The sequence below is a fragment of the Tabrizicola soli genome (assembly GCF_015999335.1).
Lineage (GTDB): Bacteria > Pseudomonadota > Alphaproteobacteria > Rhodobacterales > Rhodobacteraceae > Tabrizicola > Tabrizicola soli.
This window is the reverse complement of record NZ_JAEACP010000015.1, coordinates 1-12,450: the sequence shown is the minus strand read 5'-3', so window position 1 is coordinate 12,450 and position 12,450 is coordinate 1. Positions and strand designations below refer to the sequence as shown.

Genomic DNA, 12,450 nt, shown 5'->3' with positions numbered 1-12,450 from the left:
GTTTGGACTGAGGGGGTTCGGTGTGGACGTTCAGGATTTGTGAAGAATTGGCCGCGTCCGGCCCGACAGGCGGGAGGCTCGGACGGTAAGGTGCCCCCCGATCACGGGGCTGTCTTCGACAGGAACGGGTTTGTCGGGGCTATGCGGTCCAGGTAGGCTTCGATCAGCGGTGCTGCCCGGTCCGGGGATGACAGGCCGGGACCGAAGACCTCGCGCGGAACGGGGGGCGTTGCCGGAAGGTCGATCATCGGGTCGTCGCCATCCCGGTACGGATAGAAGGACTTCAGGAGCGCAAGGCTGTCCGCCAGCCATTCGCCAAAGGCCGGCAGGCGCGGATAGAGCTTCTGACAGTAGAAGAGAAGCTGGTTCGCGCGATCCGCGACGTCCGGGTCCTCATCGCGGCAGAACACCGCATCATTGACCACGATGAGCGCCATGTTCAGCATCCCCCGCTGCGGTCCGCGCCAGTCGTCGTCGTCGGTCTCGAAATAGACCGGCCGGTAGCTTTGCGAGAACGCGGCCCAGGCAGAGCGCACATAATGCGCGACGGTCCGGTCTTGGTCATCGAAAGCGGCCAGGCCCGCCGCGATCCATTCCCCCAGCGCAATGGTCAGGGCGAGGCTGGCCGCATCGGACAGGAGTTCCAGCTGCTCTTCGAAACCCGTCTCGCCGTCAGCATAATCGTCGTGAATGCGCCATTCGTCCCAGGCGTAGCCAAGCTCGGCCGCGCCAGGCGCCAGGGCAAGATACTGATCGAACAGCGGTTTCATGGTGCGATCGGGGTTCGGTCCGGACGGATGTACGGATTCGCGGCCATCCGCTCGGGCGTGGCAAAAGCGGCATAGGCGGCGATCAACCCGCCAGGCTCTACCGGCTCCGCAAATACGTCTGGCGCCACAGGCTGGCCGCGGAAGAGACGGATGTAGGCGGCGATCTCCGCCTCGGAGGCCGTGTCCCAGTCGCGGCTCTGCTCGGGAGGTCGAGGAGCGATCTGGTCGATGCGGGCAATGGCCGCCGTGAGCCAGGTTTCGAACGCCGGGAGCGACGTTGGGTCAAGGACATGCCGGACCAGGTGAACGAGGTGAAAGGTCTCCCGAAACGGCTGGTCGATCGTGTCGCCCCAGCGTGCCGGGTTCACGGCGGACATCAGAAGCCTGCGCAACCGCTTGATCGCCGAGACGGGAGCGGGCCGGTTCGGAACCGGATCGGCCTTGACGGAGGAGATGTCGATCCATTCGGACGCGGGCATCTGCAGAAAGACCGCCTCGGCAAACTTGAGGTAGGGCGCAATGTCCAGATGATGCGCGAACCGCAGGAACCCCCAGGTCGCCGTCGCAGCGGCCAGGGCCGTCGTTCCATTCGTCGTCTTGTTCTTCAGCGCGACGAGAAGGGGTGTCTCACGCTCGACCGGACCGATATGCTTGTCCGGCCCTTCCCAGACGAAGGCGAGCGGGGCTTCGGCAATGGTCGCCGGAACTGCCTTTTCATACCATTCCATCCTGTCCACCTTCAGCAATAGAGATCCTTGACGTCCTTCGGCTTGGCAACCGGGCTGCCCACGCAGACCTTGATCGTCATGCAGGCCTCGGGGCCGTTCCCTCCGACCGCGCAGAGAAGCTTCTTGCAATGTTCGCAGGCGTCCTGCGACGTGTCCGGGGGGCTGGACGTGTTCCAGTCGATCCCCAGGACCAGCGTTCCGCCGACCGGCGAGGGCCCGCTCTTGAACAGGTCCTCGATGATCCGCGCCTCGGTATGCGCGGTGTGCGGGCGCTGGTCGGCGCGGTTCTCTTCGTAGACATGGCCACCGCAGGCGCCGCTGGATTTCCGGACGTTCTTGCTGCCCTTGGCATATTGCGGCGTGCCCTTCGCCATCCCGGAGTAGTAGGCGCCCATCCTTCGGTTGGAGCAGGCCCGCACCACGGACGGCGACCCGCCTTTCGGCGTGAAGACGCCGTGGGTGATGGTAGGTTTTGACGCATTGTTCGTGCGTTTCTTCTTCGGCTTCTTCTTGTTGCGCTTGTTCTCGCGCTCGCGCATGTTGCGCCGAACGGCGTCGTTCGCCGATTGCAGCTGGGCGCATGGATTTTCCTTCGGGCCCATTCCCGCGGCGGCGGTCGCCGCGCTCATGCCGACCGAGCAGTTGCCGGCGTTCATGTGGTTCTGGGTGGTGAGGTCGGTGAAGCGTTCCGCGCCGCCGCCCTCGAAGATCACGTCGAAGGAATAGGCGGCGAACTTCAGCGGGCCGGTGATCTTGTGGGTCACGACGCCGGCGCCCAGGCCATTGGTCGCGGGCTCGTCGCCGGTGGTCTTCGAGTATTTGCTGCCGTTCTTCTTGCCCGCCTCCTTGCCCTTCACGAACACGCTGGTGCAGCCGTCGGTGGTGTCCGAGGCCATGCCGGTCAAGGGATAGGGGATCGGCACCGGCCCGGCCGGGGGCGGGGGTGGCGAGAGGCAGACGTCGGGCATCGCGGCGATGGTCTTGTTGGGCGTGGCCTTGCCCGAAACCTCCAGCCCGTTGGCGAAGACGCTCATGGGCCGATCCCCCGCATCTCGGCGGTCAGGGCGACGCGGCGGCCGTCGTCTTCGCCGGCGATGCACAGGGCGCGGTTCTGGGGCAGGAGGCCGGCGCGGCCCATTTCGAAGGCCCAGGCGAGTTGCGCGGGCATCAGGGCGGCGCCGATCTCGCCGGCGTATTCGATCAGGTTCCAGTGTTCCGTATAGCCGCGCGGGCGGCGGGAGCGGCCCTCGGGCGGGGCGCGGTCCAGGCGCATCTGGGCCATCATCTGTTCCTTGAACTTGAAATGCTCGCCGTTCAGGTCGCCGATCAATGCCGGAAAATCATAGAACGGAATCCCCGTCGCCGCCAGCGCGGCGCGGATCGCCTGGGTCAGGCCCTCGCCCGTCACCGCCTGCTCGCGGGTGCCGCCGTCGCGGCCGGGTTCAAGGCCGGTGCCCATGCCGGTGATCGCCAGCTCGGGCCCTTGGGTGCTGCCGGTGCGGGCGACGAGGATGGCGGAGGCGGCTTCGCCCACGGTGAAGCCCGAGGTGTTGGCGCCGCAGAGGAGGCGGTTCCTGCCGATGTAATGCTCCACGATCCGCTGGCGCAGCAGGCTTTCGACGCCGACGAGGATTTGCAGCGGGTAGCGGCTGGACTGGCGGGCGGCGGTGGCGAGGAGGTGCGGCAGGCCCGAGCGTCCGCCGCCGATGACGCCGGAGCCCGGGGGAAGCGGGCGGCCCAGCTTGCGGGCGAGGCCGTCGAGGACGAGGGCTTCGAGGTCGGCGGGGCGGCCGGGGCGGTCCTTGGGGGCGACGGTGACGAGGATGGGGATTTCGGATGCGGGGCGGCGGAGCGCGGGGGGGAGGTGGGCGACCTGGGCCAGGCATTCCTCGATCGGCGGCGTGGCGAGATCGGGGAGGAAGCCCGGCCCCTCCCACCATTGATGCGCGGCGACGCGGAAGCAGTTGAGATTGGCGCCTGCGGTCGGGTCCCAGAGGTTGCCGGTCTCCGACCCGATGATCTGGCCGCGGATGCCGGCGATGGTGGAGGGGCCGTCGGGGCCGAGCGCGGACCAGATGCCGTAGCCGATGACCGAGAGGCCGGGGGCGATGCCTGTCTCAGCCATTGCCGCCCCCCGGCCAGTGGGTGGCGCCGTCGAGCGGGCGTTCGACGACGATGGCGCGGGCGAACTCGAAGAGGTCGCGCTCGGCGGTGATGCGGGTGCGCCAGGTCAGGCACATGCGGGCGGCCTCGGGCAGGAGGAGGACGGTGTCGAGATTGGCGATGCGCTGGGTGACGCGGCCGGACTTGCGCTCGAAGGTGACGACGATCTGGGTGCGGGGGATCGCGCCGGAGAGGCGGCCTTCGGGGGAAAGGTTGACCGTCTCGACCGGCTCGCCGCCCAGCGGATAGGGGATCTGCTGGTCGGGGGGCGAGGCCTGGAAGTAGCGGTCGTCGAAGTCCATCGGCAGGAGGGGGACGCGGTTGTCGAGCCAGGTATCGTCGTAGGTTCCCGCATACTGGCGGCGCGGCAGCCAGGTGCGACCCAAGGGGCCGAAGGCCATGGGGGGATAGCCGCCGTCGGGGGAGACGGCGTCCTGGCCGAATTCCGAGGTCTGGGCCAGCGGCTTGCCCTCGCGGTTGAGCGAGTTCGGGTAGTAGCCAAGACCCGCGGGGTTTTCCGGGAAGGCCTTGGCCATGGCGGGGTTCTCGGCCTCGGGGTCGATGCCGCCATAGGCGTGGTCGTAGCCGATGTCCTGCACCAGGAAGGGGCGCTTCTCGGAGGGCGTATGACCGGCCGCGCCGCGCAGCCAGATGCGGCTGCCGTGGGCGGTGAACTTCTTGGCCCATGGGCCGAGGCGGATGCCGACGTCGACCGTCGTCGCGGGCTCGCCGCGCGGGGCGTGGGCGCGGGCATGGCAGAGGACGTCGCAGCGCGGGCGGAAATGGGCGAAGTCGGTCTCGAAGACCGGGGCGTCCCAGGCGGGGTCGGCGCCGAAGACATCGGCCTCGATCAGGGGCAGCTGGTCGGGGGCGACGAGGGTCGGTTCGCCGCGGGTGGGGGAGAGGGTGAAGGTGGCGCGGACCACCAGCACGATCTGCTCGTGCCCCTGCTTGTCCAGCGCCAGGGTGAAGTTCGCCGGAAAGGGCGTGGTGTTCTCCAGCCTCATGGCGCGGGCCCTACCATCTGCGGGTGAACCCCCGTGGCTGGGGGAGCACCGGGCCGTGCCAGTTCGGCAGGGGCGCGTCGGGGGCGCGGGTGGCAAGCTCCAGCGCCAGGGCGCGCTGGTCGAGCTGGTAGGTCGCGACAGCCTCGATCGGGGGCTGGATCGTCCAGGCGGGGAGGCCGAGGAGGTGGCGGGTCTGGGCCACGAAGCGGGCGCGGTTCGGGGCGAGCCAGCGGGCGAGCTTGTCGGGGTCGGGCCAGTAGAGCTTGGCCTCGATGAAGCTTTCCTGCGGGCAGGCGGCGACCAAAGGGTCGTCGGGATCGTCGGGGAAAGAGTCCAGCTCCAGCGATTCCGCACTCAGCCGCGCGCCGGTGATCCGGCAGAAGGCGGCCCCGGCAATGCGCGACAGGAGGGAATCGTCCATCTGGCGCAGGAGCCAGTCCAGGGTGTCCGCCGCCCCCAGCGCCCCGGTCGCGACGATGCCCCAGCGTTCGGTCAGCCGGTCGGACATGAGCCGCGCGATGGCGGCGCGGGCGGCGCGGTCGTCGAGGACCAGGGGCAGCAATTCGGCCGCCATCCGGGCCTCGGCAGGCGGGGTGGCGGGGGTGATGAGCGTGGAGAGGATCGCGGGGGAGGTGCGGCGGTCGCCGAGGAGGGCGGCGGCCCGGGCGGCGTGGAAGCGCAGCGCCGGGTCGGCGGTTTCGGCGAGGCGGGCCAGGTCGGCGGCGAGGTCGGCGCGGCCAAGCTCTCCGGCCAGCTGCATGGCGCGCGCCGCGACGCGCGGGTCGCGATGGGCAAGGAGCGGCTTCAGGTGGCCCTTGGGGTCCACGCGGCGCAGGCCGCAGACCTCCAGCGCGATCCGGGTGGCCATCGGGTCGTGCCCGGTGATCCAGTCCCGCATCCGGGCCGCCATCCGGTCGGGCGCGCACCAGGCGGCGGCGAGACCCAGGGCGGCGACCTGCTCCCAGATCAGGACCTCGGGCGGGGCGAGGGCAGGGAGCACGAGGTCGGGCCGGGCATGCAGGCCGAGGTGGAAGGCGGTGAAGACCTCGCCGAATCCGGCCGCGACGGCAAGCGCCTCATGCGCCAGCTCCAGCCCCGTGTCGCGGGCGATGGTGAGGGCGTCGAGATGGCCGCCGAGGCGGGCCTCCAGATCGAAGATCTCGACCAGGCGGAAGTTCGGCCCGTCCTGGCCGAGCCGCAGCTGCGACACGACGAAGGCCGCGTTCTCCGCATGGAGCCGCAAGATCCGGCGCTTGACCAGAGGCGCGTTGCAGTTCATTCGCAAACCGTCCCGCGAGGGCTGCGCTGGGACCAGCTTAGAGCAAGACGGGCCAAATCCAAGCCCGGCATTCCGGACCCGGTGCCGCGAATTGCGGGAAGACTCCGGTCCGGCGGCTGGCCGATCCTATTGCGGGGCCTCGATCCGGTGCGGGACGATGACCTGGCCGCCGTCGCGGGCAAGCAGGACCTCGGGCTCGACCTGCCAGCCCTCGCGGATCGCCTCGGAGGTCAGGAGGGTGCAGGGCGGACCGCAGGCCAGCAGGTGGCCGGCCTGGAGGAGGGCGAGCCGGTCGCAGAAGCGCGCGGCCATGGTCAGGTCATGCAGGGCCATCACCACGATGGCGTCCCGGCGCCGGGCATGGGCGCGCAGATGGCCGAGCACGGTCAGCTGGTGATGCAGGTCCAGCGCCGAGGTCGGTTCGTCCAGCACCAGGAGCCGGGGCCTGCGCACCAGCCTCTGGGCCAGAAGCACCATCTGCTGCTGGCCGCCCGACAGGCTTTCCAGCGGCCGCTGGGCCAGCCGCTCCAGCCCCAGCGCCGCGAGGGCCGCAGCGGAGGCGGCCAGATCCTGCGCCGCGACGCGCCAGCCCAGCCCCTCGCGCCGGCCCAGCAGCACGCATTCCAGCACCGAGAGCCGGGCGGAGACCTGGAAGGCCTGCGGCATGAAGCCGATCTGCCGCGCGGCCAGCGCCTCGCCCGACCATCGGGCGGCGCCGGCGCCGTCGATCCCGGCAAGCTGGCGCAGAAGCGTCGACTTGCCGGCGCCGTTCGGTCCGATCACGCCCAGGACCTGGCCGGGGGCGGCGGTCAGCCGCAGCGGCTGCAGCACCGTCACCCGGCCCTTGCGCACCTCGCGTATGGTTGCGGTCAGCATCAGCGTCCTCCGGCGGGTTTCAGGGCGAACAGCACGGCCAGCAGCATCGGGATGCCGGCGATCGCGGTGATGATCCCCACCGGGATCACCGCGCCGGGCGAGAGGAGCTTGCCTGCGACCGAGGCCGCGACGAGGATCAGCGCCCCCGTGATCGCGGCCATCGGCAGGGCGAAGCGATGATCCTCGCCCACGGCGGCACGGGCGACATGCGGCGCGATCAGCCCGACAAAGCCGATGGTGCCGGTGAAGCTGACCGCCCCCGCGACCAGGGCTGCGACCAGAAGGAAGACCCGCCGCCGCATCGCGTCCACATCCATGCCGAGGCTTGCCGCATTCGCATCGCCCAGCCGCAGCGCGGTCAGGTTCCAGGCATCGCGCAGCACGAAGGGCAGGCAGAGGAGCAGGATCGCCCCGGTGACCTGCACGCTGGTCCAGCTGGACTTCAACAGGCTGCCGAACAGCCAGAAGACGATCTGCTGCAGGACCTCGGGGCTGGCCATGAATTGCACCAGCGACTGCAGCGCCTGGAAGAAGAACAGGACCGCGATCCCGGCCAGGACCAGGATCTCGGCCTGTGCGCCCTTGAAGCGGGCCACGAGATAGACGAGCCCCGTCGCGAGGAGCGTCATGGAGAAGGCCGCCAGCGGGGTTTCCAGCCATTGCGGCAGCGCGGTCAGCCCGCCGAGGAGGATCGACAGGGCGGCGCCGAAGCCGGCCGCTGCCGAAAAGCCCAGGGTGAAGGGGCTGGCCAGGGGATTGGCCAGGATCGTCTGCATCATCAGCCCGGCAAGGCCCAGACTTGCGCCGACCAGGATCGCCATGAGGGTCTGCGGCATGCGGATCTGCCACAGGATCGCGGCTGCCGCGCGGTCCGCGCCCTGCGGTCCGGCCCGGAACGCGCGGTTCAGCGCCTCGAGCGACATGCCGGAGGGGCCGGTCACCAGATCGGCCAGGATCAGCGCCAGCAGCACCAGCGCGGCGGCCACGGCCGCCGCGCTGCGCAGCCTGATCCGGCGGGCATAGCCGCCGATGCCCGGGCCGGGCTCGGTCATTGCAGCTTCTGCACGAAGATGCCGTCCAGCGGGATCGGCAGCCATTCGGCGTAATAGGCCGCCAGTTCCGCCTGCGGGTCGACATCGGCGAAGGCCTCGGGGTGCAGCACCTTGCCGAGATAGCGGGCGAAGACGAAATCGGACAGGGACCGCGCGCCGCCGTGGTAGATCGCATGGACCTCGCCGGAGGTGACCGCCGGAAGGCCGGCCCATCCGGGACGGGTCAGGTAACTGAGCATCCTGGCCTGCACCTCGGCGGCATCGGCGTTGAAGCCGACGCGCACCGCCTCGGGCGAGGAGAGCCATTCGGAGCCGGCCAGAAGGATGACCTCCGGCTTCTCGGCCAGCACATATTCCGGAGCCAGCGGGCCCCAGTTCTCGACCTGGCCGCGGGCGATGTTCGCGCCGCCCACCAGTTCGATCGTGCCCGCCCACATGCCGTTGCCATAGGAATTGCCGATTTCGGCCGGGCCCTTCCTGGCCAGTTCGACATAGACCTTCTTCGGCGCGTCGCCCGCCGCCGCCACGCGCTTCACCGTATCGGTGATCCGCTCCTCATAGAGCGCCGCCAGCTTCCCGGCCCGATCCTCGCTGCCCATCAGCGTCCCGATGACGCGGGTGGAGGCGAGATGCGCCGCGAGGGTCTGGGCGTTGTAATCGACCACGACGACCGGGATGCCCGCCGCCTCGAGCTGGGCGACGCCTTCGCCCAGGGCGTCGAACTGCCAGCCGGCCAGCAGGGCGACATCCGGCGCGGCCGCGATCGCGGCCTCGACCGAGAAAGTGCCGGTTTCGGTATCACCCACGTCCGGCAGGCTGTCGATCATCGGGTAGACGGCCTTGTAGGCCTCCCATTGCATCGGGCGCCATTCGGCCCAGGGGGCGCGGGAAATGGCGACGACCTTGTCGATCCCGCCCGGGCCGGTGATGGCGATGAAATCCTCGTAGTAGAAGCCCAGAAGCACGCGGTCGGGGTGATCGGGCAGGGTGATCGACCGGCCCTTGAGGTCGGTCAGGGTGACTTCGGCCGAAGCGGGCAGGGTGGCGCCGAGGGTCAGCGCGGCAAGAAGAGCAAGTCGTTTCATCTGGGATCTCCGTAAGGGAAGCGGGTCATCGGCGGTGCCGGCGGCCGCCATCGCCCGCAACGGATGTGCGGACATCGGCAGCCGGGGCCGCGGGGGAAGACGGGTCATGGAGGGACCTCGGGCCAGGGCGCAGGGGGGCGCCCGGAAGGATCAGGGTTTCAGGGAAACGCGATCAGGCCAGAGGCGGGGCACGCATCCCGCGTGCGGGATCGAGAACGCTGCGCACCGCGCGGCTTTCGCGCGGGGCGACGACTGCGGCGACGAAGGCGAGGTTCGCATCCCGCAGTCCGAACATCGCCGGTGGCAGGTCGACCGCGCCGACGATATGGCAGGCCGGACAGTCGCCGTGGGCGGGAGGGCCGTGGTCTTCGCCCTCGGCGCAGAGATCGGAAAGCGCGCCGCCGGCAAGGAGGAATGACTGCTGCGCGGTGTCGTCCACGGAAGGGATGCGATGCGCGAAGCCGGTCGCCGCAAGCCCCATGGCGATGACTGCCAGGAGAAGCAACCGCTGAAAGAGGACCGACATCACCCGCATCGTGCGGCACTCTTGCACCGCTTCACGACTCCGACAACCGGATTTGCGGGGGTGCGTCACTATTGCCGTCAGATCCGCTCGCGCCCATGCGGGGCCAGCCAGTCGATCCGGGGATTGATCGGCAGGATGCGGTAGGGATTGATGGTGTCGTGGCTGTAGTGGTAGTGCCGCACGATATGGTCGAACTTCACGGTCTCGGCGATACCGGGCCACTGATAGAGCTCGCGCAGCCAGCCCCAGAGGTTCGGATATTCCCGGATCCAGGCCCGGTTGCACTTGAAATGCGTGTGATAGACCGGATCGAAGCGCACCGCGGTGGTGAAGAGCCGCCAGTCGACCTCGGTCATCCGGGGGCCGGTCAGGTAGCGGTTGGCGGCCAGATGCGGTTCCAGCCAGTCGAGCGTGGCGAAGACCTCGGCCACCGCCTCGTCATAGGCCGCCTGCGAGGTGGCGAAACCGGCGCGGTAGACCCCGTTGTTGAAGGCGGGATAGATGCGGTCGTTCAGCGCGTCGATCCGGGAACGCAGAGGTTCGGGATAATAGTCGTCCCGGTTGCCGGTCAGCCCGTCGAAGGCCGAGTTGAACATGCGGATGATCTCGGCGCTTTCGTTCGAGACGATGGTCCCCGTCTGCTTGTCCCAGAGGACCGGCACCGTCACCCGGCCCGAGGCCCTGGGATCGGCGCGCAGGTAGAGGTCGCGCAGGTAGGGCAGGCCGTAGAGCCGGTCGCCGGTGGCGAGGGGGAAGTCGGTGCGGAACTCCCAGCCCTCGGACAGCATGTCGGGATGGACGACCGAGACCCCGATATGCGGCTCCAGCCGCTTCAGCGCCCGGAAGACCAGCGTGCGATGCGCCCAGGGGCAGGCATAGGAGACATAGAGGTGGTAGCGCCCGCTTTCGGCGGGAAAGCCGCGCTGACCCGCGGGACCGGGCGCGCCGTCCGGCGTGATCCAGCTGCGCCAGGCGGTGGTGGTGCGCAGGAAGCGGCCGCCGGTGCTGGCGGTGTCATACCACTGGTCGCTCCAGACGCCGTCGACAAGCTTGCCCATGCTGGAAGTCCTTCAATGGTCCGAGCCCCTGGGCCAAGGCAGGCCCCCCGGGGGATCGTCGCGCGTCATGCCGGACGGCAAGGATGGGCCGGGGACGAAGCCGGGTCAATGCGCCTTGCCCGGACCGGCGGTTCCGGCCACAGCGCCAAATGCCAACCGGAAACTCGGACCGTTTTGACCAGCTGTTTTGCCTGTGATTTCAAGGCTCTAGGAAGCGGAACTCCGCAAGCCGCGGAAAACATGCCACAGTATGTGAGTCATGAAGCCATTTAAGATCAATGCGTTAAGTTATGGCGGTGCTGTCAGACGAATGCGAACTGGCCTCTACAAGGACAGTAGGGCTGTCCCTTAGCCGGGCGCTCCTTTCGTCTCAAGCGAAGTTCTTCTGACAAGGCCTTTGCGACTGTTTACATCGTGGTTCCGCGGCCGTCACGCAGCCCCGGAGCTCGCAGCAAGCCCCTCCTGCAAGTCCTTAAACCATTGATCCAAGCGCTGCTCCACATAGTTGCGGTGAGGTGGTGCGAGTGACGTGGCACGGGCTCCGAGCTCATCACGCAGCTTAGCTAGCCAAGGCACTTCCGAAGCGAGCGCCTCGCCGTATCCTTGCTGATGCCTCTCCCTGATCGCGCTCAGCAGCCGATCATTAAGCTTCCCGTCGATCAGCGCGACGTCCGCGAAATCCTTCTCCGGGATATGGTTCAGGATTGCGATGCCCCCGAAGTTCCCTTTGCCCAGGTCCCATTCATGCAGAACGCCCACGGCTCCCGGGTCAGCCCTAAGATTTTTCAGAAGCTCGGGAGCATGCACCTTCATGGCGTTGTCCAAGGCACGCGACGCGGCCGCCTTGACGAACGTTTCGATTGCCCGGAATTCGGTGGTTTCATTCTCATTATAGACGAGACCGGCATATGAGCCGCCGTTGAACCCAAACAGGTCTCCGCCTGCGGCATTCGGTCCTCGCGTCGCTGCCCCCCGGTGACCACCGCTTCCTTGCGGCGGAAAGTCCAGGCCGAACTTCGGCTGAGCGAATGAGGACCTTACGAGCCGACGGGTGGCCTACCGCCCCATCTGCTTGCTCCGCTTCCCTATCCCACCCTGGAAGCGCATGATCACCGGGCTGGTATCGCCAAGGCGCACTGGGGGTAGGCGCGAAGGGCGGGAAGCGGACTGACCGCGCTGCGGCATGGCGATTGCAGCATAAGCCTTCAGCAGACATTCAGCTTGGCCGAGCCCCGACAAGCGCCCCATCGAGGTAGAGTTCGGGAATCCGGCCGGCCTTGTCGAGGATGGTGCGGAAATTGTCCTCGATCCGCTGTGGGATGGCGGGCGGGGTATAGACGCTGCCGCCGATATCCACCGGGCGTCGGCGCAACCGGCCCGAGGCGGCGGGGTCGGCCATCAGGTTGTCCGACAACAGCGCGTGCAGGTTCAGGAAGGTGTAGCTGTCGTAGCCGATCTCCTCGGGCGCCTCGGCGATCAGCTCGATGGCGGCCTTGTGGTTGAGGATCATCTGCGTCTCGATCAGGTCCTTGCCCTCGGCGACCTTGCCGAAACGGATCAGGTTCTCGGTGTCGAGGCGGCTGTAAGTGTTGCCCTCCAGCTTCGACGAGGCCCAGGAGAGGTCGATCATCAGCCGCCCGATCACGTCGCGCAGATGGTGACCTGCCACTGAACTTTCATCCAGCTGCGACCGGAGCCGGTTTTTGATTTACGCCTGTCGGCGTGGGTTGAGCAATCGCCCGACGCGCGGAACTGTCATCGCGTGCAGCGGGTCGGGCGATTGCGGTGGTCAGGTGCAGGGCGAAGCCTGCAGGCGTCTGGTAGCCGAGGGCTGAATGGGGCCGCGCGGTGTTGTAGTCGGTGACCCACTCGGCGATCAGATCGCGGGCATGTGCCAGGTTGCGGA

Annotated in this window: 14 protein-coding genes; all 14 read right to left on the bottom strand. The window is 68.4% G+C overall.

Features of this window, described 5'->3' with window-relative positions; all coding sequences use genetic code 11:
* Positions 1-101: 101 nt before the first annotated feature.
* Positions 102-770 carry a hypothetical protein gene (locus I7S92_RS14605; RefSeq protein WP_197645613.1) on the bottom strand — a complete coding sequence of 223 codons (669 nt, stop codon included), beginning with the start codon at positions 768-770 and terminating at the stop codon, positions 102-104.
* Positions 767-1,498, bottom strand: a complete 732-nt coding sequence (locus I7S92_RS14600; protein WP_197645612.1) for a hypothetical protein — start codon at positions 1,496-1,498, stop codon at positions 767-769. The genes I7S92_RS14605 and I7S92_RS14600 overlap by 4 nt, the downstream gene beginning before the upstream one ends.
* Positions 1,499-1,509: 11 nt before the next feature.
* On the bottom strand, positions 1,510-2,532 hold the full coding sequence (locus I7S92_RS14595; RefSeq protein ID WP_197645611.1) for a DUF4150 domain-containing protein: 1,023 nt from the start codon (positions 2,530-2,532) through the stop codon (positions 1,510-1,512).
* A complete protein-coding gene (locus I7S92_RS14590; RefSeq protein WP_197645610.1) occupies positions 2,529-3,623 on the bottom strand; it encodes a 3-oxoacyl-ACP synthase in 1,095 nt (364 codons plus the stop codon). The genes I7S92_RS14595 and I7S92_RS14590 overlap by 4 nt, the downstream gene beginning before the upstream one ends.
* The gene (locus tag I7S92_RS14585; RefSeq protein ID WP_197645609.1) at positions 3,616-4,668 is read right to left on the bottom strand and encodes a DUF2169 family type VI secretion system accessory protein; all 1,053 of its coding nucleotides are present in this window, start codon (positions 4,666-4,668) and stop codon (positions 3,616-3,618) included. The genes I7S92_RS14590 and I7S92_RS14585 overlap by 8 nt, the downstream gene beginning before the upstream one ends.
* Before the next feature lie 10 nt (positions 4,669-4,678).
* Complete coding sequence (locus tag I7S92_RS14580; protein WP_197645608.1) at positions 4,679-5,947, bottom strand: HEAT repeat domain-containing protein; 1,269 nt, start codon at positions 5,945-5,947, stop codon at positions 4,679-4,681.
* A gap of 126 nt (positions 5,948-6,073) precedes the next feature.
* Complete coding sequence (locus I7S92_RS14575) at positions 6,074-6,823, bottom strand: ABC transporter ATP-binding protein (protein WP_197645606.1); 750 nt, start codon at positions 6,821-6,823, stop codon at positions 6,074-6,076.
* Positions 6,823-7,875, bottom strand: a complete 1,053-nt coding sequence (locus I7S92_RS14570) for a FecCD family ABC transporter permease (protein WP_197645604.1) — start codon at positions 7,873-7,875, stop codon at positions 6,823-6,825. The genes I7S92_RS14575 and I7S92_RS14570 overlap by 1 nt, the downstream gene beginning before the upstream one ends.
* On the bottom strand, positions 7,872-8,960 hold the full coding sequence (locus tag I7S92_RS14565; RefSeq protein WP_197645602.1) for an ABC transporter substrate-binding protein: 1,089 nt from the start codon (positions 8,958-8,960) through the stop codon (positions 7,872-7,874). Before I7S92_RS14565 ends, I7S92_RS14570 begins: the two co-directional genes overlap by 4 nt.
* Before the next feature lie 172 nt (positions 8,961-9,132).
* The gene (locus I7S92_RS14560) at positions 9,133-9,486 is read right to left on the bottom strand and encodes a hypothetical protein (RefSeq protein WP_197645600.1); all 354 of its coding nucleotides are present in this window, start codon (positions 9,484-9,486) and stop codon (positions 9,133-9,135) included.
* 77 nt (positions 9,487-9,563) lie between these two features.
* On the bottom strand, positions 9,564-10,544 hold the full coding sequence (locus tag I7S92_RS14555) for a glutathione S-transferase family protein (RefSeq protein WP_197645598.1): 981 nt from the start codon (positions 10,542-10,544) through the stop codon (positions 9,564-9,566).
* 429 nt (positions 10,545-10,973) lie between these two features.
* A complete protein-coding gene (locus I7S92_RS14550) occupies positions 10,974-11,357 on the bottom strand; it encodes a hypothetical protein (protein WP_197645596.1) in 384 nt (127 codons plus the stop codon).
* 403 nt (positions 11,358-11,760) lie between these two features.
* Positions 11,761-12,213: a Fic family protein gene (locus I7S92_RS14545; RefSeq protein ID WP_197645594.1), complete on the bottom strand. Its 453-nt coding sequence runs from the start codon at positions 12,211-12,213 to the stop codon at positions 11,761-11,763.
* A 7-nt stretch (positions 12,214-12,220) separates the two neighbouring features.
* Positions 12,221-12,450 (bottom strand): integrase core domain-containing protein (locus I7S92_RS14540; protein WP_197645592.1); only part of this gene is annotated, 230 nt, incomplete at its 5' end.